Origin of the sequence: Planktothrix paucivesiculata PCC 9631, assembly GCF_900009265.2 — a bacterium.
Lineage (GTDB): Bacteria > Cyanobacteriota > Cyanobacteriia > Cyanobacteriales > Microcoleaceae > Planktothrix > Planktothrix paucivesiculata.
Map to the genome: position 1 here is coordinate 39,628 of NZ_LR735022.1, position 23,411 is coordinate 63,038.

At 39.9% G+C, this 23,411-nt stretch carries 16 protein-coding genes; 10 read left to right on the forward strand and 6 right to left on the reverse strand.

Annotated features, from left to right (window positions below; translation table 11 throughout):
* Window positions 1–118 precede the first annotated feature (118 nt).
* Window positions 119–2,776, forward strand: a complete 2,658-nt coding sequence (locus PL9631_RS18840) for a tetratricopeptide repeat protein (RefSeq protein WP_083622679.1) — start codon at window positions 119–121, stop codon at window positions 2,774–2,776.
* Here the strand turns inward: PL9631_RS18840 and PL9631_RS18845 are convergent.
* Entirely contained in the window at window positions 2,763–3,797 is a 1,035-nt protein-coding gene (locus tag PL9631_RS18845) for a glycosyltransferase family 2 protein (protein WP_083622681.1), read from the reverse strand. The genes PL9631_RS18840 and PL9631_RS18845 overlap by 14 nt on opposite strands.
* Before the next feature lie 199 nt (window positions 3,798–3,996).
* Here PL9631_RS18845 and PL9631_RS18850 point away from each other — a divergent pair, with 199 nt between their 5' ends.
* The 5 genes from PL9631_RS18850 to infB all read left to right on the forward strand — a co-directional run bounded on the left by PL9631_RS18850 (window position 3,997) and on the right by infB (window position 11,329).
* Entirely contained in the window at window positions 3,997–5,430 is a 1,434-nt protein-coding gene (locus PL9631_RS18850; RefSeq protein WP_231516788.1) for a hypothetical protein, read from the forward strand.
* 212 nt (window positions 5,431–5,642) lie between these two features.
* The gene (gene rimP / locus PL9631_RS18855) at window positions 5,643–6,110 is read left to right on the forward strand and encodes a ribosome maturation factor RimP (protein WP_083622683.1); all 468 of its coding nucleotides are present in this window, start codon (window positions 5,643–5,645) and stop codon (window positions 6,108–6,110) included.
* Window positions 6,111–6,236: 126 nt separating this feature from the next.
* The gene (gene nusA / locus PL9631_RS18860) at window positions 6,237–7,460 is read left to right on the forward strand and encodes a transcription termination factor NusA (protein WP_083622684.1); all 1,224 of its coding nucleotides are present in this window, start codon (window positions 6,237–6,239) and stop codon (window positions 7,458–7,460) included.
* Between the two features lie 92 nt (window positions 7,461–7,552).
* On the forward strand, window positions 7,553–7,795 hold the full coding sequence (locus PL9631_RS18865) for a YlxR family protein (RefSeq protein WP_083622686.1): 243 nt from the start codon (window positions 7,553–7,555) through the stop codon (window positions 7,793–7,795).
* A gap of 438 nt (window positions 7,796–8,233) precedes the next feature.
* Entirely contained in the window at window positions 8,234–11,329 is a 3,096-nt protein-coding gene (gene infB, locus PL9631_RS18870; protein ID WP_083622687.1) for a translation initiation factor IF-2, read from the forward strand.
* Between the two features lie 82 nt (window positions 11,330–11,411).
* Here the strand turns inward: infB and PL9631_RS18875 are convergent, their stop codons facing one another.
* Both PL9631_RS18875 and PL9631_RS18880 read right to left on the reverse strand, forming a co-directional pair.
* Window positions 11,412–11,888, reverse strand: a complete 477-nt coding sequence (locus PL9631_RS18875; RefSeq protein WP_083622689.1) for a TspO/MBR family protein — start codon at window positions 11,886–11,888, stop codon at window positions 11,412–11,414.
* A 99-nt stretch (window positions 11,889–11,987) separates the two neighbouring features.
* Entirely contained in the window at window positions 11,988–13,838 is a 1,851-nt protein-coding gene (locus PL9631_RS18880) for a tetratricopeptide repeat protein (protein ID WP_083622692.1), read from the reverse strand.
* A 78-nt stretch (window positions 13,839–13,916) separates the two neighbouring features.
* Here PL9631_RS18880 and PL9631_RS18885 point away from each other — a divergent pair, with 78 nt between their 5' ends.
* Complete coding sequence (locus tag PL9631_RS18885) at window positions 13,917–17,429, forward strand: glycosyltransferase (protein ID WP_083622694.1); 3,513 nt, start codon at window positions 13,917–13,919, stop codon at window positions 17,427–17,429.
* A gap of 40 nt (window positions 17,430–17,469) precedes the next feature.
* Entirely contained in the window at window positions 17,470–18,423 is a 954-nt protein-coding gene (locus PL9631_RS18890) for a GDP-mannose 4,6-dehydratase (RefSeq protein ID WP_083622696.1), read from the forward strand.
* 488 nt (window positions 18,424–18,911) lie between these two features.
* Here PL9631_RS18890 and PL9631_RS18900 read toward each other — a convergent pair whose 3' ends face one another.
* From PL9631_RS18900 to PL9631_RS18905, 3 genes are read right to left on the reverse strand one after another with little or no spacing between them, the layout of a single operon-like run.
* On the reverse strand, window positions 18,912–19,361 hold the full coding sequence (locus PL9631_RS18900) for a DUF29 domain-containing protein (RefSeq protein WP_083622699.1): 450 nt from the start codon (window positions 19,359–19,361) through the stop codon (window positions 18,912–18,914).
* A 33-nt stretch (window positions 19,362–19,394) separates the two neighbouring features.
* Window positions 19,395–19,553 carry a hypothetical protein gene (locus tag PL9631_RS26265; protein WP_197046432.1) on the reverse strand — a complete coding sequence of 53 codons (159 nt, stop codon included), beginning with the start codon at window positions 19,551–19,553 and terminating at the stop codon, window positions 19,395–19,397.
* Window positions 19,554–19,565: 12 nt separating this feature from the next.
* Entirely contained in the window at window positions 19,566–20,012 is a 447-nt protein-coding gene (locus PL9631_RS18905) for a DUF5678 domain-containing protein (protein ID WP_197046433.1), read from the reverse strand.
* A 213-nt stretch (window positions 20,013–20,225) separates the two neighbouring features.
* Between PL9631_RS18905 and PL9631_RS18910 the strand changes: the two genes are divergently transcribed.
* A complete protein-coding gene (locus tag PL9631_RS18910; RefSeq protein ID WP_083622700.1) occupies window positions 20,226–22,469 on the forward strand; it encodes a glycosyltransferase WbsX family protein in 2,244 nt (747 codons plus the stop codon).
* Window positions 22,470–22,531: 62 nt separating this feature from the next.
* A complete protein-coding gene (locus tag PL9631_RS18915) occupies window positions 22,532–23,407 on the forward strand; it encodes a glycosyltransferase family 2 protein (RefSeq protein ID WP_197046434.1) in 876 nt (291 codons plus the stop codon).
* The last annotated feature ends 4 nt before the right edge of the window (window positions 23,408–23,411 follow it).

The window sequence follows — 23,411 nt, forward strand, 5'->3', positions numbered from 1 at the left end:
GCTCCCCCTGCCTCCCCTGCCTCCCCTGCTCCCTATTCCCTGTTCCCTCAGAAATTGATAAACTATTTCCATCAATTCAACGTCTATATTAAAAGCTGTCCTATTTTTGCGGTTGACCATGCCATTGTCCGACACTCCAGAGAAAACTGTCCTTGATTTACACGCAGAAGCAAATCACCATATTGCCCAACAGCAGTTTGATGAAGCGATCGCCGTGTGTCAACAGGCGTTAAAGTTGCAACCTCGTTTTCTCCCGACTTACAGTACCCTGGGGTTAGCGAAACAATTGCAAGGGAAACTGGATGAAGCCAAATTCTGGTATACCAAAGCCCTCGACTTCAAACCCGATTGGGCAGAAGTTCATGCCAATTTAGGCGCGGTCTATGTTCAACAACAACAATGGCGGGACGCCCTGCAATCCTATCAAACCGCCCTACACTTTAAACCGAATCAAGCTGGAATTTATCACAGTTTATATACGGTTTTGATCAATCTGAATCAACCAGAAGAAGCCACAAATGCTTGGTATCAAGCCTTAATTTTAGAACCCCAGTGTGTCACACCTCAAGAATATATAGACTTTGGAAAAACCTTAATTGAAAAAGGCAAATTAGATCAAGCCATTGAATTATATAAAAAGGGCGTAGAAACCTATCCGAGTTTGCCTCAATCCCATTATGGATTAGCAGAGGCATTCAGTCGGAAACAACAATGGGAAGATGCGATCGCAGCCTATAATCAAGCCATTATTCTTAATCCGAATAGTAACCTATTTTATCAAGGGTTAGCCGATGCTTTAGTTCAACAAAAGAATTATGAGCAAGCGATCGCTAATTATCAAAAAGCCATTGAACTCAGCCCGGATTTTTCTTGGACATATCATCAACTGGGAAATGCTTTATCTGAACAAGAAAGATGGGAAGAAGCCACCGTTGCTTATTATCAAGGAATCGCCTTAAATTCTAAGTTTTTTGGTTCCTATTATAAGTTAGGAGAAATTTTTTCTAAGACTGGAAAACCCGCAGAAGCAATTAATTGGTATCGTCAAGCCCTGGAGATTAATCCCGATAGTTTTTGGTTACATTTTACCTTAGCAAATGCTCTGTGTGAAACTCAGGAATTTGAGCAGGCTTTAATAGAATATTATCAAGCGATTGAATTTGAACCGAATACGGATTGGTTATATCCCCCCCTGGGAAAAGTATTGATTGCTCAACAACGCTGGGATCAAGCTATTAAAGTTTATTGTAAAGCAGTTGAACTGAATTGTAATAATCTTTGGCTTTTAGATCAATTAGCAGAAACCTTAATTGAACAGCAGGAAATTGAAACCGCTATTTCCGTTTATCAGGAATGTCTCAAAACCGATCCTAAAGCTGATCTTTTACATTACAAGTTAGGGAATCTCTATCAATCTCAAAGTCAATGGGAAGAAGCGATCGCATCCTATCAAACTGCTATTAATATTAACCCTAAAATTGCTGAATATTATGCTGGATTAGGAGAAATTTGGTTAAAAAAACAAGACTTAGATCAAGCCCTGTCTTACTTAATGCAGGCTTTACAAATCAAGCCAGATTTAATTTCAGCTTATGAAAATATTGCTGAAATTTTACAACAGCAAGGACACACAGAAGCAGCGATTAACTGTTATAACCATAAGGATTTGCCTCTGTCACTTTTAGAACAATATTGTTTTGTTAATCCCGAAAAATTAATCACATCAGATTTTAGTTCTAATGTCACTTATATTCCCGTATATCCGGGGAGTGAAATTGCTCTCAATCCTTCTAAAACCGTTGCTCAATTTCATCCGGGTTTTATCTTCAGCCAAGCAGATACTCGGAATGGGTTTGTTGTCAAATTAGATCAAGGTAGGGTCTGGGGAGATTCGGCGACCAGTGCGGTGATCACGGCCCATAATGAATTACTAACGGATATTTCAACCGGGTGTGCTGAATTAGTTTTATCCTCCCGTAAATTACCCCCAATTCATCATATTAATGGAACTGTTGCCTTCCTTTCCGTGCGTTGGGGAGAATCCTTTTATCATTGGATGTATGATGTTTTGCCCGGGATTCATTTACTTAAAAAGAGTGGTATGGATTTAGAGATTATTGACTATTTTGTGTTTAATAGTTGTCACTTACCTTACCAAAAACAAACCTTAGAAATCTTAGGAATTCCTGAACATAAAATCATTCAAAGTGTTGATAAACCCTATATTCAAGCGAAAAAGCTGATTGTTCCTGCTCCTAACTTCTTTCAAAATAAGACAGCAACACCGGAATGGATTTGTAATTTCTTAAAACAGCAGTTTGTCCCCGAAGCCGCTAAAACAATAACGGCAAATCGTCGCATTTATATTAGTCGAGAAAATGCAGTTTCTCGGAACGTGGTTAACCAAGATGAGTTGATGCAAAGTTTGGAATCTCTTAACTTTGAAACCGTTGTTTTAGAATCCTTAACGATTTCTGAACAGGCTGAATTAATGGCGAGTGCATCGGTGGTTTTAGCTCCCCATGGTGCGGGATTATCTAATATTGTTTTCTGTCAACCTGGAACCAAAATTATCGAATTATTTGCTCCCACCTATGTGCCGCCTTGCTATCGAATTATTAGCAATGTTTGTGGGCTGGAACATTACTATTTAATTGGGGAACTGGTTGCAGATAAAACCGAAGAAAATTTGACCCATTTGGGATTATTAGATATGCGAATTGATATCAATAATTTACTGAGTTTACTGGAATTAGCCGAAATTACAGCAATTTAATTTCCAGTTCCAAGGGTTGAGAACGTTTTTCTATTGTTTGTTGTAAAACCCAAAGGGTTAAATTTTGCCATTCGGGTAAATTACAAAGCTGATTTACATTTAAAGCCTGTCCTAAACTATCAGAATAATGCACAAAACTTTCTGTCCAATTTGTTAGGGTTTCTACTGCTAAAAATGGCGTATATTGCCAAGATTTTTGCAGATATTCTGTCATTTCCATCGGAAATCCGGTATAATATAAATACCAGGAACTCCAAACCAAGGTACTGTAACGTACCCAACTTTCAATTAACCGAATTTCCAGGGGAATATTAGGAAGATTAAAAAATTTGTCCAACACATAATTAATTGATTTCGCTTGAGAAATTCCATCCCGCATGGTGTTCCGGTCATGTTGACGGTAACAAACCGTTGATTGACGTAACCAAGCGGATTCACACCCTAATAATGCCATTCTTAAGATTAAATCCACATCTTCCGCGTGGGCTAACCCGGGTTCAAATCCTTCTATTTTTAATAACCATTCCCGACGAAACATTAAGGTTCCCATGGTTCCCAAGGGTTTCCAACGCAACCAATTTTCTAAATTCAATTCTGGAACATAATCCCAAGGTGTCGCATCCATGAGGGTTTCGACCGTGTGCGTGACGCGACGCCATCCACTTTGAACCAGTCCTAGATGGGGTTGGGCTTGAAAAATGGTAATTTGGGCGGCTAATTTATCGGGAAGAAAGGTATCATCCGCATCCAGAAACACAATAAATTCTCCCCGCGCCAAATTTAACCCATGATTTCGGGCTACAGAAACCCCTTGATTTTCTTGATAAACATAGCGAATATAGTCAGAATAGGGTTGTAAGACTTGACGGGTATTGTCTTGGGAACCGTCATCAATAATAATAATTTCGTCAGCAGGATAGGTTTGATTAAGAATACTTTCGACGGCTTGCCCAATATAGCGATCGCAGTTGTATGCTGGAATGATGACACTAATTTGGGGAGTTGCTAAAGTATGGGACATAGATTAAATGGGTAAACTGTATTGAATGTGAAAGGTTAGGGTAGATTTTTCTACTTCATAATACCTACAAATGTAAGTATGTGGACATCATTAAAAAAATTCGTTGTTGGGCTTTAGCCCTCCTATCTTTAAGGTTAAAGTCTAACAACGAGGAGATTTATTAATATTTTGTTGTTGTTTTATTTTTTAATATCTAATTGTGAAAAATACTGTTTCTGTTAAAAAAAATCAAAATATTCCCTGGTTTGAACAGTTGATGGCCATGGTCGCAACGCTTAACTATGGGTTGGTTTTATTCAACCTGAGTTATACGGATTTGCGAGATTACTATTTTAACTATATTCCAGTTTTGACTCAAGTTTATGATCCGATTAAAGGAATTGAACCCCATCAAACCACAGAAAAATATTTAGATACGATTGAACAATTAAAATCAACGGTAGCGGAAACTAGCTTATATTCGGCGGAAACCGAGGAAATATTAGGGAAATTGAGAAATCAAAGTGAGGAAATTATTAATGAAAATCCCTTTGCTATTGCCGAGAAAAGTGGGACTTTAGAACGGATAAAAAATCGGATGCGAGAGCAGATCAAAAATCCTAATAATTCTGCAAAAGAAGCCTTTAATATATTGTGGTCTTCATCTTATCTTAGACAACAAGGATATGATCAACAAATTCAATGGTTTGAGAAGAATATTACACCTTTAATAGCGACAAACTATTATCGAAGTATCTCGGAAACAGGAAAATTTACCCGCACGTTTTGGAAGGTTGATTTACCCTTTACTATTATTTTCATTTTAGAATTTTTAGCCCGAACTTATTTAATTAGTCGTCGTTATTCTAAGGTAACGTGGTTTGATGCGATGTTATGGCGGTGGTATGATGTGTTTTTGTTTTTACCTATTTTTAGGTTATTACGAATTATTCCAGTAGCGATTCGTTTAAATCAGGTACATTTTATTACTTTGGAACCCATTAGAATCCAAATAACTAGGGGATTTGTCGCCGCCATTGCTCGGGAATTAACGGAGTTTGTGGTGGTTGAAGTGATTCAACAGATTCAAGGTGAAATTAGGAGAGGTGATATTTTTAAACAACTTTTTTTGAATCCAAATAAACCCTATTTAGATATTAATAATGTGAATGAGATAGAAGCGATAGCTAATCATTTAATTCAGATTGTTGTTTATAAAGTTATTCCTAAATTGGAACTCGACATTGAATCATTATTGCGCTATAATATAGAACAGGTTATCGAACAATCTCCCGTAATTCAACAGTTTAAAACTATTCCCGGGTTACAACAAATTCCCCAACAGATTCAAGAAAGAATTATTACAGAACTTTCTAAATTAGCCACGGAAGGGCCCCAGGAAGCATATCAAACCGTGACCAAAGCCATGAATGATCCCGTGGGAACAAAATTATCAAATCAATTGGTTAAAAATTTTAATAAAATTTTAGGAGAAGAACTGCAAAAAGAACAAGGCTTAGAGGAAATCCAAACCCTGTTAGTTGACTTTTTAGAAGAATTCAAAATCAACTATATTCAACAAGTAGATGAATCTAACTTTGAACAAGTTCTTGCCCAATTACAGCAACAAAAACACCTCAAAGAAACCAAATAAACAGAAATGATCCCAGATGCCAGAGCAAAACTCGAAACCCGATACCTGGCAATTGCTTTCCCTGTAAGCTAAACTAGAGAAAGAGGCGAACCCACAAGGTTCGTCTTTGGCTTGGTGAGAAGACACTGTTTCACGATCTAAGTGGGATTGACCCACTTTTTTAATGGCAGTTAAGCTCATAACCCCTGTAGACTCTAGTATTCACGTCAACTATGGCTCATCCTCTAATCCCCCAAATTCTCGACATCGCCACCCCCATCGCCCAAACATTGGGACTGGAAGTGGTCGGGGCAACCTTTTACACCAATCAGAAACCTCCTGTGCTGCGTGTAGATATCCGCAACCCCAGTCAGGATACCGGATTGGAAGATTGTGAACGGATGAGTCGAGCCTTGGATGAGGAATTAGAGACCAGCAATATTATTCCCGATGCCTATGTGTTGGAGATTTCCAGCCCCGGAATTTCAGAATCTTTAACCAGCGATCGCGAATTCATTTCATTCAAAGGATTTTCCATCATTGTTAAAACATCCGAACCCTACAAAGGTCATTCTCAACAACGGGGAAAACTGGTGAGTCGGGATGAAACTACGGTTTATTTAAGCCAAAAAGGACGACAACTAGCCATTCCCCGGGAATTAATTACGGAAGTGTTATTCGATGAAACTGTTGAGGAGTAAAGTTTTTAACCCCTAAAGATTTTAACAAGATCGTGATTTAACCTTTCGGGTGATGTACTTCCCCAATTTTCTGTGAAAAATTCATCTGTGTGGTCAACAAAAAATAAAGTTTAGAGGATAAAAACTATGTCAATGGTGAGTTTGCCCGGTTTGCAAGATATGATTAATGGCATTTCTCAAGAGCGGAATTTACCCAAACAGGCGGTAGAAGAAGCCCTGCGAGAAGCCCTATTAAAAGGGTATGAACGGTATCGTCGGACTATCGAAATTCAGACCCAATTTAGTGAAGATTATTTTGATAATTTTGATGTAGAACTCGATGTCGATGAAGAAGGATTTCGAGTCTTAGCCAAAAATTTAACTATTGTTGAACAAGTTAGTAATCAAGATCATCAAATCGCTTTAAAAGACGTGCGAGAAGTCGCTCCCGAAGCCCAATTAGGGGATACCGTCACCCTAGATGTCACCCCGGATCAAGGGGAATTTGGTCGGATGGCAGCGATCCAAACCAAACAGGTTTTAGCTCAAAAACTGCGGGATAAGCAGCGCAAAATGATTCAGGAGGAGTTCAAAGAACTCGAAGGCACTGTACTGCAAGCCAAAGTCCTCCGGTTTGAACGCCAGTCGGTGATTCTGGAAGTGGCTAGTGGCTTTGGTCGAGCCGGGGTGGAAGCGGAACTTTCTAAACGGGAACAACTGCCCAATGATAACTACCGCGCCAATGCTACCTTCCGGGTCTATCTGAAAAAAGTATCCCAAGGTTCTCAACGGGGCCCACAGTTATTAGTATCAAGGGCTGATGCCGGGTTGGTGGTTTATCTATTTGCTAATGAAGTCCCAGAAATTGAGGATGAAGTGGTGCGAATTGTGGCCGTAGCTCGGGAAGCCAACCCCCCCTCCCGTCATGTTGGCCCCCGGACTAAAATTGCCGTCGATACCTTGGATCGGGATGTTGATCCCGTTGGGGCTTGTATTGGGGCTAGGGGGTCAAGAATTCAGGTGGTGGTCAACGAACTGCGGGGCGAGAAAATCGACGTGATTCGCTGGTCTCCTGACCCCGCCACCTATATTGCCAATGCTCTGAGTCCGGCCAGAGTTGATGAGGTGCGTTTAGTCAATCCCGAAGAACGTCGCGCCCATATTTTGGTTCCTGAAGATCAATTGAGTTTGGCCATTGGTAAGGAGGGGCAAAATGTTCGTCTCGCGGCTCGGTTGACGGGATGGAAAATCGATATTAAGGATACGGCTAAATATGATGCCGCGGCCGAGGATCAAAAAATTGCCGAAGAATTTGAACGTCAAGAGGCGATCAACGATCGCAACTATGATCAGTTTGGGGAGGAGGAGTAGGAGAGTAGGGGGAGTAGGGGGAGCAGGGGAGGTAGGGGAGCGTCCTGGTTTGCTTTGCTGGATATCAAGTGTGAACTGCTAAGTTTCAACCCATGAAAAATCAACGTCGTTGTGTAGCTTGTCGCCGATTGGGTGCAAAGGAAAGCTTCTGGCGATTTGTCAGGCTCTATCCATCACATCAGGTACAATTGGATCATGGCATGGGTCGTTCAGCCTATCTTTGCCCTAACCCAGATTGTTTGAAACTAGCTCAGAAAAAAAATCGACTGGGACACGCACTCCGAACATCGGTGTCGGAGGAAGTGTACCAAAGTCTATGGGAACGTTTAGATTAACCTGGAATTGATCCCCCCACGTCCTACTTGATAGGGAAGGGTGGGAACAATTACCGGGAATCTGAAGATCTGGAGTTGCTCAACAATATTGTTATATTGTTCTATTCCGTCAGCAAACCTACTCCCCAGATAGAGGACTAAGAGGTTTAAGTTGAAGCAAAATGGAGTAAACTGAGTAACTAAATTGATTATCCTTCACCATAAGGTTAATATCTGCTAACTTGATAAAAGACAATCCTAAAGATTTGAGGAATTCAATTTCACCAAAAATTAAAATAACATTAAGAAATGTCAAAGCAGACCTTACATCTGCATCCTTGACACTTAAATAACCAGAGTAGATGATATCGTTATTTAAAATGTGCGGGTTACTGTTGTAAGAGTAAATCGAACTATGTAAACATCAAACCATGGGTAGGTAAGAAGAGGGGTCAGTGGATGAACAACGCCAAAGTCAGAATTTACGAACTATCACGGGAACTTAATTTGGATAACAAGGACATCTTAGCGGTGTGTGAACGGCTAAATATTTCGGTTAAAAGCCACAGTAGCACGATTTCAGAATCAGATAAAGAACGCATTGAAAAATACGTCGCAACTCATCCGAACCCGGGTCAGCTTGAAGGAAAAGCACCGGGATCGCAACCTAATGGGAAATTATCAGCGACCGCACCCAGCGACAAAAAACGGCAAGAAATTTTAGAGATCCAGAAGCCCAAAATTCGGTCGAGCTTCGAGTCCTCCCCCCCCTACGATGAGGCCAGTTCCTCTGACTCAACTTCCGTTGCCACCCCACCTAAATCACTTGTTTCTTCAAAAGCGCCTGTGAAACCCACGTTAAATCGACCTGTATTATCAAAACCCAATGCTTCGGCTCCAGCAGAAACGGAATCATCCCCGATAACAGCCGAAAACGTTGCCTCAGCAACTGATGAGGAGATGGCTGGGTTAGCATCCGTAGGGGAAATAGAAACTTCCGAAGAGGATTTATCTCTTGAGGAAGCCGCACCCCTGTCGCCGCCGCCGGTTAGACCTGCCGGGCCAGTTCCAGTTACTGCCACTGTTAGCCCAGAGCCCGCAGCAATTTCTAAAAACAAGCCGGTTTTAAAGACGAATAAACCAACGCCTAAACCCGTTGAGTCCAGATCCAAAACGGAATCTCCCGAAAAACCCACGCCCAAGTCTCAACAGACGACCCCTGAGGGGAAAGAAAGGGACTCAGAAGCCAGAAGACCGCCGCGTAAAGAGATTGGCAGTCCCAGACCCCGATCTATCTCAGATTTGCAACCCCCGGCCGCGCGTAAACCCGCTCAAGTTATTGATGAGGATGGAGAATCTCAAGAGAGCACCGAGGATGAACCCGCTTCTACTACCGATGATTTAGTCAAACGGCCAAAACGGGCTGTCACCTTAAATCGACCCAACCCCCCGCGCCCAGGAAAACGAACAGGAGCATGGGAGGAGGAAGAAGAAGAAGTTGTAGATCCAGCTAAAGCGAAGGCAGCTAAACTCAAAGCCAAGCGACGGGCAAAACCCTCCTTGGATGAAGACGATGACGATGAACTGAATGCGTTGTCTCTGCTGAATGCCAATAATGCCATGATCAGCGTATCCCTGGCACGTCCTCCCAAACCTAAAGCCAGCCCAGGGCAAAATGTGACGGCGACAACGGCTAGACCGAAAAAACCCGCCCCCAGTCGCGGTTCGGGTTCTTCTGGTGGAAGTTCGCGCCGGACGGAGGCCAAACCCAAGGCTGAACGCCCGGAGAAAGTGATCGTACCTGGGCCAATGACGGTTCAGGAACTGGCTTTAGCCTTAATCCTACCGGAAACGGAAATTATCAAACGCCTGTTTTCCCAAGGGATTGCCGTTAATATTACGGAAACCCTGGACTACAACACAATTCTGTTAATTTGTCAAGACCTTGGCGTTGAAGTTGAAAACGAAAAACTCAAATCCGGTGCAATCAAGCCCGACAATATGCTCAACGCCGACGATCTGGAGCATCTGCAACGGCGTCCTCCGGTGGTGACGATCATGGGTCACGTGGATCACGGGAAAACTACCCTCCTGGATGCGATCCGCGAAACCAAAGTGGCTCAGGGCGAAGCCGGGGGCATTACCCAACACATCGGGGCCTATCATGTCGATATGGAACATGAGGGTCAAACCCAGCAAGTGGTGTTCCTGGATACTCCCGGTCACGAAGCTTTTACCGCCATGCGAGCCCGGGGCGCGCGAGTTACGGACGTGGCAATTCTGGTGGTGGCCGCCGATGATGGTGTCCAACCCCAAACCATTGAAGCCATTAGCCACGCTAAGGCCGCGGGAGTCCCGATTATTATTGCTATCAACAAAATTGATAAGGAAGGCGCCCAGCCCGATCGGGTGAAACAGGAGTTAACGGAATTTGCCCTGGTTCCCGAAGAATGGGGCGGCGACACGATTATGGTTCCGGTGAGTGCCATCAGGGGAGAAAACCTTGATACCCTCCTAGAAATGATTCTGTTAGTGGCGGAGGTTGAAGATCTCTATGCCAACCCCGACCGGGCAGCCAAAGGAACAATTATTGAAGCTCACCTCGACAAGTCCCGAGGCCCCGTGGCAACGCTGTTAGTACAAAATGGTACTCTGCGAGTTGGGGATATTGTGGTGGCCGGTTCAGTCCTGGGTAAAGTCCGGGCTATGGTGGATGACCGAGGCGATCGCGTCGATAATGCCAGTCCTTCCTTTGCCGTTGAGGTCTTAGGTCTGCGGGATGTCCCGGCGGCTGGAGATGAATTCGAGGTCTTTGAAAGTGAAAAAGAAGCCTCGGCTTTGGCTACCCAACGGGCAGAAACCAAACGGGAAACCCGGTTAATCAAGGGTCGGATCAGTCTGAGTGAATTCTCCGCCCGCGCTCAAGAGGGTGAGTTGAAGGAACTGAACTTAATCCTCAAGGGGGATGTTCAAGGGTCTGTGGAAGCCATTGTCAGCGCCCTGAAGAAACTGCCTCAGAAAGAAGTGGAACTGCAATTGCTGTTAGCGGCTCCGGGTGAAATTACGGAAACGGATATTGACTTAGCCTCGGCCAGTAATGCGGTCTTACTAGGATTCAATACCACCTTAGCCCATGGTGCTCGCCAAGCAGCCGATCGCGCCGGAGTAGATATCCGTGATTACAACATCATTTACAACCTCTTAGATGACGTCCAGGCTGCCATGGAAGGGCTATTAGAGCCGGAACTGGTGGAAGAACATCTGGGTCAAGTGGAAGTTCGGGCGATTTTCCCCGTGGGACGCAATACCATTGCGGGTTGTTATGTGCTGTCGGGTAAAGTGGTTCGGAACTGTAAAATCCGAGTTCGTCGGAAAAATGAGGTGGTTCACGAAGGTGTCCTCGACTCCCTGAAACGGATGAAAGAGGATGCTAAGGAAGTTAACGCCGGTTACGAATGCGGTGTCGCCTTGGATAACTTCAATGACTGGGCAATGGGCGATATTATCGAAGCCTATCGGATGACCACTAAACGCCGTACTTTGTCCTTATCTTAAAAGTACACCGCTTGCGGCCTTGATCCCTAATGTCACAGCAGCCACCTGTTATTGAATAAATAGTAGGTGGCTGGTCTGTTTTTCAAGCATCTGCGGGGTTGAGTGGGAGCATCGCCCAGGTGGTATAGGTTCCAATTGGACTCCACAGGACAAGGGGAAGGAGTAAATAGGCTGCGGTTTGAGACACTGGCCAAACACTGACCATTAACATCAAGCCTAAAATAAAACCTGTCCCCCCTAATATTGTTCCGATGCGTAAACTTTTGGCTTTACACATTACCGGGGTATAGGACAAAATCACTAATTCTAATAATAGGTAAAATCCCATTAATACCCAGGTTTGGGATAGTTCGGGTTCGGTTTCCCAGACTAAAATTGCTGACCAAGCCCCCGCAATAAAAACGATTGTCCAAATTAAAGGAATTGCTTTTTCAAAGGTTAACCAACTGGGACGGGTTAAACGATTAAACCATCGGATATCATCAGGGGTTAAAAGAATATTATTGGCTAAGGCGACTAAAAATGCCACTCCTCCAATTACCATCCAAGATTTAATCATAATTTTTTACGGGTTTAACCTATTCAGGTTATTTTAGTGGGTGATTAGTGAAAATCAGGATTTAATTCCATAGCGTGATTATAGAAAGATAAACTCAATCTAATGCCAGTTAAACCGCATTCCTAAACAATCTTCTAATTTCTGATTATAAGGCTGAAAATAATGATTGAGTAATCTCCGAGTTGATTCAGAGATGGGCGGATAGGGTCGGGTATTATATTGATGATAGTTTAAAAGATGATATTCGGGTAAACCCAAGAAATTAAGGACTTTTGTTGTTCCCTGGTCAGGGTTTGCATAAAATTCTTCACTGCTTAAAATTAAAAACTGTTCCCTAGGAAATACTTTTATCCATTTTTCTAAGAAATGAATATACAACCCTTTAGCTAAATAGCCTTGAAAGTTTGGGTCATGGAGTCTTGTCCAAAAATCAGTTTTTTGATCCTCTAATTGGTGGATTTCTCGTTGAATTGCTTCTTCAAAAGAGGATAATTCCCATTTTAAACTTAACCAATGATAATAGTGAGAAACCGCTCGGTCAATGGGATTTCTTAATAATAAAATTAATTTGACATTCGGAAAAAATTTAACTAAATTTTCGGCTACTTCTGGAGAATTAAAGTTTATGGGTGTGGCTTCTCCTACTAAACAGTGATAGTTAGGAGGAATAGGGGGAAAATGAGAAAAATACCACTCTAAACCTCTATCAATTTGATTTGACCAAAAGGGCATTTCTTTAATCATTGAGGACATGATATTATGGTGTTCAGAGAGATAGTAATTTAAAGAAGTTGTTCCTCCTTTTTGGGTTCCAATAATTAAGTAATCTAGGTGATTAACCGGTTTTAAGGTTTCGGAAATATTTTGCCATTGTGGACGGAATTTAGGGATGATTTTTTGACCCGCAATATAATTATATTTAATCGCAGATTGTAAATCTCCTTGAGCAGTATATAATACGGCTAAATTCAAATATAAAATAGAGGATTGTGGATGTTTTTCCAGGGCTTGATCAAAAATATTAATGGCTTGACTCAGTTGGTTTTCTGCTTGAATAAAATCTACAATATTTTGATAATTCCAAAGATAGAGATCGGGTTTAAGTTCTAAAAATTTGAGATAGCTAAAAACTGCTTCCTTTGGCTGTTGGTTGCGGGCTAACGCCATTCCTAAGTTATAATGAACTTGAGGATCATTAGGATTCAGTTCAACAGCACTCTGACATTTTTCAACCTCTTGATCTAAAACCCTTTTTTCATCTAAAAGTGTTGCTATTTTTTGAGAAATATCTAAATTATTGGGTTGGATTTGCAGGGCAATATGATATGATATAAGGGCTGCAAACTCATATTTTTTTTGAATGAGGAGTTCTGCTAATTTGATACAGGGTGCAAAATCATCAGGTTGATTGAGGGCTAGACCATACTCATTAATTACAGTATCTAATCCTTTTTTAATTTGAGCTTGAAGAATGACTCCAATTTGATTGACACTTTCTAATAAATCAGGGTTTTGCTTCCAAGCCTTAAAATAAGCAATAACAGATTCTTGCCAATTTTGCTGCTGATAAAAAGCCTCTCCTAAATAATAATATGACCAACAAAAATTAGGGTTGATTTCAATGGCTTTAGAATAAGCATAAATCGCTTGATCCCATTGTTGTTGTTGAATTAACGCCATTCCTAGGTTATGATAAGACCAGGAGAAGTCAGGGTTAAGGGCGACCGCTTGATTATAAACAACAATTGCTTCCGTCCATTTGTTTTGCTGAGAAAAAATATCTCCTAACTGATGATAAGCCCAGGAAAAATTAGGATCAAGTTCGATAGTTTTTTGATAAAGTGCGATCGCATCTTCCAAATTTCCTTTACTTCTATAAAGTTCCGCCTGTTCGTATAAACTGGAAGCTGAAATGGGGTTTTTGGGTAATAAATTAGAATCAAAACTCATTAAAATTTATTCCTATAATTGATTATCGATCTCAATAAGACTTATAATAACAGGTTGATTAGCTAAAATGTTAAATTTATGTTGAGTTCATCTCCTCGAGTTAGTGTTATTATTCCTACCTATAATGGCGATCACTACCTTAGCCAAGCCATCGATAGTGTTTTAAGTCAAACCTACTCAAACTATGAAATTGTTATCGTTGATGATGGTTCAACGGACAATACGCCCAATATTATACAACATTACATAGATACACATGGGAACCCCTCTGTAATTCGTTATATTGTGCAATCTAATCAGGGAGTTGCAGCCGCTAGAAATCGAGGAATTCAGGAAGCCAAAGGAGAATTTATTGCGTTACTCGATCAAGATGATGTATTTTTACCCCAAAAATTAGAACATCAAGTTGCCTATTTTGATGCTAACCCCAATGTAGCTATTGTTAATAGTGGCTGGCGTTTAATTGATCAAAATAATTATCATATTTCTGATATTGAACCTTGGCATAATTTACCCGATTTAACCCTAGAAACTTGGATAAAAAGAACTCCAATTTTACCTAGCTCTTTAATGTTTAGGCGAGAATCTTGGCAGCAAGTTGGAGGATTTAATTCTCAGTTTAATGGAGTCGATGATGTTGACTTTATTTGGCGTTTAGCATCACACGGATATGCCGCCATTTGGCTTCCTGAAATTACTGTTAATTATCGGCAACATCAGCAAACAGTTTCTAATCAAAAAGCTAGAGAAAGAGCTAACTTAATGTTAGCACTGCACGATTATTTTTTCAGTCAACCCAATTTATCCGATGAAATTCTTCAACTCGAAAAACCCGCTCGATATGAAACTTTAACCTGGATGGCATGGCATTTATATCATACCCATCATCCTCAAGCCATGGCTGAATTTCTCCAAAAATCTTTACTTTATACTCCTTATACCGTAGCAATTACTATTTCTGACTGGGTAAATCGATTCATGGGTTATTGTCAGGGTTATGGTTATGAACTCGATTTAAAAAAATTCTATAACTTACCCGAATGGAAACAACTAATTACGGAAAATATTCCCCAAAATAAACCTAGAGTGAGTGTCATTATTCCAGCTTATAATTGTGACCAATATATTGAACAATGTGTTAAAAGTGTTCTCGAACAAACCTATACTAATTATGAAGTTATTGTTATTGATGATGGCTCTCAAGATCAAACTCAACAAATTCTAAAACCTTTTTTTCCCGTAATTAAATATATTTATCAAGACAATCAAGGAGCGGCAAAAGCCAGAAATCAGGGTTGTGAAATTGCTCAAGGAGAATTTTTAGCTTTTTTAGATGGAGATGACTTTTTCTTACCTCAAAAACTAGCTGAACAGGTCGCTATTTTTGATGATAATCCAACTATTGATTTTATTCAAAGTGGCTGGTGTGTTGTTAATCAAAAAGGCATTGGAGTTAGTGTAATTATGCCTTGGTTAAATGCACCAGAATTAAATTTGGAAACGTGGGTTTTACATAAATGTGTACGTCCGAGTGCTATGATTTTGCGCCGAGAATGGTGGGAAAAAGTGGGAGGATTTGACTATCGTTATCCCCCTACCGAAGACTTAGATTTTGTTTTACGTTTATCCTTAATGGGATGTAAAACCGTTTGGTTAAAAGAAATTCATGCTTGTTACCGTCAACATGACAATAACTTAATGTCGGGGGGATTAAAAGTTATTAAAAATACTGGAATTATTATGGATCAATTTTTTGACCATCCCGATCTTCCCGCTAAAATTCGTCAGTTACGTCGAAAAGAAAGTTATGATCGCTGGGTGTGGTTAGCTTGGCGAATGTATCGAGATCATTATCCTCAATTAATGATATATTGTTTAGAGAAATCCATAGAATATACTTTTTTCCCTCTGACAGAAACTATTTCTCAATGGCTTGATGCCTTTCAAAATATAGCATCAGATTATGGGGAAAAAATAGACACTTATGATTTAATTCAATCTCAGGAATGGCAATCTATTATCCATAAAATTATGAATCCAAAACTTACCCCCCAACCCCAACCCAGCATAAATCCTCCCTTGAATAAACCCCATATTCTGTTAATAAATACTGATGATCCCGGTATTGGAGGTTTAGCACAATATGATCATTTAATTCTTTGTGAATTAGCAAAATTAGGCTATCGGGTAACGGCCGTTAGACCCAAACATGATAACCCCTTAGTTGAGGAGGAAAAAGAGTTAGGAATTCAGCAATATTGGTTAGACTATAGCACTAGCCAAGATTTACCTAGAATTCTCAGAAATACCCAAGATGCGGAAGCTCTTTATGATGAAATTAAACCCGATTTTATTATTTTTAGTGATGGCTGGCCCTACTCCCATTTTGCTGCTAAACAAATCGCAATTCAACGCCATATTCCCTATATGATTGCCCTGGGATTAGCCATGCCCGAACATATCAATTTTACCATGGGAGATGGTGTTCCCTATGCCAAAGGCGTATTATATCAATATGGATTAGCCCGAACTTTTAATACCGCAGCTTACGAACATCTTCGGATTTTACAAGACCAATTTTGCTTACCAAAAGAGAAAGGAAATGTAGTCTATTATGGGCGATCAGAAAAATATTTTGACTCGCCTAATTTAGCCACTCGTAAACGGTTGCGCCAAGAAATTGGTATTCCTGAAGATGGGATTATGTGCTTAACAACTGCCCGGTTAGCACCAATAAAAGGACATCGGTTTCAGTTAGATGCGATCGCCCAATTAAAACATACTTCTATCTGGGAAAAATTATACTTTGTTTGGGCAGGAACTGGACAGGGAAGTGATCATAATTTAGAACCCGAATTAAAACAAAAAGTGCAAGAATTAGGCGTTAGCGATCGCGTCATCTTCTTAGGACAACGGTGGGATATTCCCGACTGGTTAGATGCCTGTGATATCTTTATTTTAACCTCCCTAGCAGAAGCCGCTCCCTCCTTTGCGATTATGGAAGCCATGGCAAAAGGATTACCCATTATTGCCTCGGCGGCGGGTGGTATTCCCGAAGGTTTAGGAGATACCGGAAAACTCTTAACTGATCCTAATATTGATCCTGAAAAAACAGTCACTGATCTAGTTGAAACTTTGCAAAAATTGGCGGTTAATCCTCTGTTATTATCTAAAATGGGTGTAGCATCCAAACAACGAGCAGAAGAACTATTTAAAGAAGACCGGATGTTAAAACAAACCCTAGAAATCATCGAAATTGCTTTAACTTCCCCCGAAGAAAATGGCTTGAGTCATTTAGCTTTAACTAAAACTGAAGTAAAATATCTAAATCATCGTCTCAAATATTCGTCACTCCTTTGGAATGCTTGGTATCATTATACCCAAGGGAATCTGTCTCAAATGGTTAACTTTCTGGAACAATCCTTAAAATACTCCCCCTTTGAATTTGTCACCGAAACCGTGTTAGAATGGGTGAGTGATTTTGTGCGCTTATCTAATTACAAAAACTATCCTTTGGATGCTTCTACCTTAAGTCAATCTCCTGAATGGAAATATGCAATGGAACGAATTTTAGGGATTGTTAGTCGTTGATTCTATTGTTAAAAACTGAAATTAGGATTGTCAATTAAAGATGAAAACTGCATTAATTTGTGGCGTATCAGGACAAGATGGAACCTATTTAGCTGACCTTTTATTAAAACAAGGTTATTCCGTTTATGGCACATCACGGGATGCTCAAATGTCTTCTTTTGGCAATTTATCTCGTCTAGGAATTCGAGAAAAAATCAAATTAGAATCCATGAGTCTCACGGACTTTAGAAGTGTATTGCAAATTTTGACGAAAGTTAAACCCGATGAAGTTTATAATTTAGCCGGTCAAAGTTCTGTGGGTTTATCCTTTGAACAGCCTGTAGAAACCTTAGAAAGCATGGCAATTGGTACATTAAATTTATTAGAAGCCATCCGCTTTACAGGCGCAAAAATTAAACTTTATAATGCCAGTTCTAGTGAATGTTTTGGAGATACAAAAGGACTCCCTGCCGATGAAAATACTCCCTTTCATCCTCGTAGTCCCTACGCTGTGGCTAAAGCAACAGCTTTTTGGGAAGTTGCTAACTATCGAGAAGCCTATGGTTTATTTGCCTGTTCTGGGATTCTATTTAACCATGAATCTCCTTTGCGTCCTGAACGATTTGTCACTCAAAAAATTGTGAAAGCAGCCATTGATATTGCAGCCGGAAAACAAGATAAACTTTATTTAGGAGATATTTCAATTCAACGAGATTGGGGTTGGGCACCCGAGTATGTAGAAGCCATGTATTTAATGTTGCAGCAGCAAGAACCCGATGATTATGTAATTGCCACAGGGGAAACCTATTTTTTAGCTGAATTCGTTGAATCTGCCTTTACCTGTGTGGGTTTAAATTGGAACAATTATGTAGAATCTGATAGTAATTTATTACGACCTACGGATATTGCAGTGGGTCGAGGAAATCCCGGTAAAGCAGAACAAAAGTTAGGATGGAAGGCAAAATATAAAATGCCCGATGTTGTAAAAATGATGATCGAAGCCAGACACTCGTAGTAAGCCCTTCAGGGCTTCAATATCAATTCAAAACAATTAAATCAATGAAATTATGTCTAATTTTACACAATTAAAAACAGCAATTCTTCCATTAGAAAATGGCGATTGTGTTAGGATAGTTAATTTTAAATCCATCTATAATGTTATTTTAGCGATCGCATTCGTCAACAAGGAATCCCATGGACAAAAACACTTTAGTTCTTTTAATTGTTGATTTACAAGCTCAAAAGGTGCAACGGCTGTAGGGGCGGGTTCGAGACAATTTTGAGCAGGTATCAACCATCTCCCTAAACCCGCCCGGTTTTTCAAGATTCCGACAGATTGAAATCTATCGCTACACAGACAAAACCCGCCTGCGCGGGTTGTGAAATCTAGCCAATTATAGAAAACCCTAAGCGGTGGTTTAGTTTGTATAGCAACAGTTTTAAATGTTTGGGGATCATGGAAAATTAAACAGTCCTGGAGCTTAATTGGTCGGTTGACAGGGGCTAGGGTGAAAAATCAGAATCCAACAACTGATCAGCTTTAAAATGACAATGTTCAGGAAATATTGCAGCAGGAAGATCGGTTTTTTTAATCACTTGCTTTCGGGCTTTGGGATAAATTTCTTCTATTTCCTGCAAAAAATAATTATACAAAGTTTTAGACTTTAATAATAGTTCCAGTTCAAACCGAAAATTATCAATTTCAGTTTGCCAACCTTTACCACAATGCTCTCGTTCTGATTCCCAATATTGGTAAAGCAATAAATGAATTAGTAATTGTCTTAAATAACTAGAAATCTTGCGCTTTTGTTCATTCCCCAAAGCCAATATTTCCTCCATTAAATGTATTAAGTCAATTCCATCTATGTCTTTTTTTTCTAACTTTTGATAAGTGTCTTCTAACCAAAGATAATAATCTTGTTCATAAAGACTAGAACTCTCGATATTGTTCATTGAATCACCTTTGTTTTTGGGATTATCAACTACTTATGCTTGACCGCCACGCCATTTAAAAATGATCGTCTCATCAGCTTGCTTAAATTCTATATCAAATAAATCAAACACCACCTCCCTACCTAGAAGAATCTCCTCACAAAAATCCGTTTGTGCCCAAGCTACAGGCGCGGTAAAAATATGACCATCCAACTGTATTTCTACCTATCGTAATAGATACTCAATACTGCCACCAACTCCTTCTGCTTTATTATTAATTTCTCCTTCCGCCTTAGCACAACCTAAATCCCTCCCTAATTTCTTGGTGATTAAACTGAGTTCAGCGCCAGAATCAACAAGTATTTTCACTTTCACTGCGTTCTGAGACTTCATTATTAACTCATACTTAGGTTGCCAATCGTGAGCTTTTAATGTTCTCATTCTCACAGGATAAAAGCGGATAGGTTCTACAAACTCGCTTTCAAATATACGCTCAATTACATAATCTAGGCTTGATAAGCTTGGAGCGATGCCACTCTTCATTTTGTCATAATCGCGATCATGACTAATCACGCCTTGATTAGTATAAGCTATCCATTGACCCCGATATATTTTTAATTTAGGGCGATTGGCTTTGTACCAATCATTAGTTGTGGCATATTCTGGTTCCATTATTAGTGCTCTCCCTTGAAGAATACCCAGAAAAAATTGAATACATTAAGATGATAAGCTAAGATTAGCATATAATTACGGGGAACTCTTGCACAGATTAATCGTCCTTCTGCCAATCGTGCCTATCGATTTCTAGGTTGAAATTGTGATAGGATGCTTTATGTTGACTAAACCTCAGACCAGCAACCCTTATTTTTTGAGAGCGAAGAATTCATGACGGTGACAGCCTTTCAGCAAGCCAACCAACTGTTAAGAGAAGGAAAGTTAGAAGAAGCAGTGGTCGCTTATCAGCAAGCGATTGAGTATAATCCACAATTTTATGGTGCTTATCAAAATTTAGGGGAAGCTCTCTGGAAATTTGGATGCTTAGAGCAAGCAGCTACAGCCTTTCAGAAGGCTATTGAGTTAAAACCGTCCGCAGCTTGGTCTTATTTTAACTTGGCACAGGTGTTGGAGCAGTTAGGGAGGAAAGAGGAATCGATCGCATCTTACGAAAAGGCAAGTGAGTTAAATCCCCAACTGATCAGTCTTCGACAACAGTTAGAGGCTTCGCTGATTAACGATCAACCTGTAATACCTGATGAAGATATTGCCCTACTTTACCCCCGGGCTGAATATCAAAAATTAGAACTAACTCAATTAACAATTCAGCCGAGAAACAAGCCCAAACTTATCAATGATGTTCGTTTAATTGCTTATTATCTTCCACAATTTCACCCAATTCCAGAAAATGATTTATGGTGGGGTAAAGGTTTTACGGAATGGACAAATGTTAGCCGTGCAAAACCCTTATTTGAAGGTCATTATCAACCCCACATTCCTGCAGAATTGGGTTTTTATGATTTACGTCTTCCTGAAGTTCGAGAAGCTCAAGCTGAACTAGCCAAAAAATATGGAATTTATGGATTCTGTTATTATTATTATTGGTTTGCAGGAAAGCGCCTATTACATCGACCGATTGATGAAGTTGTTGCCAGTAAAAAACCTGACTTTCCCTTTTGCATCTGCTGGGCTAATGAAAATTGGACAAGAAGATGGGATGGACTAGCCCATGAAGTCTTGATTGCACAAGATCACTCGTTAGAACAAAATCAAGTTTTTGCTGAAAGCATTGTTCATATTTTAAGAGATGAGCGATATATTCGCATCAATGGTGCTCCTTTACTGATTGTTTATCGAAGCGATATTTTACCAGATCCAATTCGCACAACAGAACTCTGGAGAAAGATATTTAAACAACAGGGAGTTGGAGAAGTTCATTTAGCGATTGCCATTACTTGTTTTTCAGGAGTAGTTGATCCAACTCAATTGGGCTTTGACTCTGCTGTACAATTTCCCCCTCATGGAATACCGGCAAAGGAATTGACACCACCTGAAACCATAGTTTCAGATTTTTCAGGTCATTTCTTCGATTACCCAGATGCAGCCATCAATGGCGTTGCAGATGCAATGCCTGATTTTAAATTTTTTCCAGGAGCAATGACATCTTGGGATAACACAGCCAGACGGAAAAGTGGAGCTCATGCTTTTTTGAATTTCCATCCGGATTGGTATGAATTATGGTTACGCGGTTCTATTGAAAAAGCCAAACATTGTTCTTCAGGTGATGAACAATTAGTATTTATTAATGCTTGGAATGAATGGGCAGAAGGAGCGCATCTTGAGCCTGATACGAAATTTGGACATGGCTATCTGATGGCAACCTCTAGGGCTTTAGAGGGGAACACGGGTTGGAAAACAATTCTGAATTTATTGAGGTATTTTCCCTATAAAACACCGGATTGGATAAATCAATATCTTGATCAATTAGAACAGAGAATTTTATCACAAGACAGGTCATTAAAAGCCCTTGCTAAAATTGTAGAAACAGTGGGTATACCTCAAGAAATTATTTCTTTTTCAGTTCCTTCAGGACTGTATTGGAATATAGAATCATTTCCTCCTGATGCAGATGTTTATATGACTTCTATCGTTTTTAAAGGCTGGATTTTGAATGAAAAGACTCCTATTAAGTCTGTTGAAATTTTATCAAAAGGTCGTTTGGTGCAAAGAACTCCCATTGATCAACAGCGCTTAGACGTAGCAAACTTTCACTCAACCATTCCAGGAGCAGAAAATAGCGGTTTTCTCACCAAGGTTAACAACCCTGAATTGAAATCTAACACAGAGTTTAAATTACAGGCTGTTTTAGAAGATAATACTTGTATTCCTTTGGCACTGATTCCCTTTAAGTCCGGTTTCCAACTCCTAGGAATTGACAACTTTGAACAAACCTTGTTAGACTCCGAAGGTTGGCAAGTTATCTTAAATCCGCTGCGAGGGATAGCGATTGAAAGTGATGTTTATCGTTGGCATCTTTTAGAGAAGTTAGAAAAGAATATTCAAGCTAAGGAAGATTTAATTAAGGTAATGTCGGATTTTTTAGGAAAAATTTCTGCTGAATGTTTGTTTGATTGATGTATAAACTAAAACACCGGATACGATAAAATGTTAATTGTAAATCTTCAATGATAATTACCATGCAGAAAATTTCTCAAAATCCGCTGATTTCTGTTATTATTCCTTGCTACAAACATGAAAAGTTTGTTGAAAGGTGTCTTAACTCAGTTGCTGCTCAAACTTATGACAACATAGAGGTGATCATTGTTGATGACTGTTCTCCTGATGATTCTGTCAAAAAAATTGAGCAGGTTATTAACAGTAAAAGCTGGATTGCTAAGTTTGATAATCGCACAAAATTTTACCCATTTAATCAGAATCAAGGTGCTCATAATGCCATTAATCACGGGATCAAACAATCTACTGGTGAATTGATTGCACTTCTGAACTCAGATGATTTGTATCATCAGGACAGACTTTCACGCATTGTTGAGGTTATGCAAAATCAAAACCATCAATTTGTTTTTAGTCGGGTTCAATATATTGATGATAATGATACAACTATCACTGACTCTCATTACATGGCTCAATCTTACTTCGGATCACAAAAAAATATCAAGCTGAAGCAATTTCCTTCCTTGGGATTTGCTTGCTTATCATTTAACATCAGTATATCGACAGGAAACTTTGTTTTTAGTAAAGCCCTTTATAATGCTTTGGGTGATTTTAAAGATTATCGATATTGCCATGATTGGGATTTTTTACTTCGGGCTTTAGTTCATACTGAACCATTCTTTTTAGAGGAAGATCTATATTACTATCGGTTTCACGGCAAGAACACCTTTGAATCTTTGCAAGCCATTGGCCCGATAGAATCAGCCGAACTTCTCAGAAACTTTTTTTCCCAAGTCCAATTAAAACCTACTCCTAACCCCATTGCGCCGTCACCTTTAAATTGGCCGGGTTTCTTTGAACTTTTTGTTCGATGGCATGGTTTAGAGCGTTTTTTACAGTAGTTAA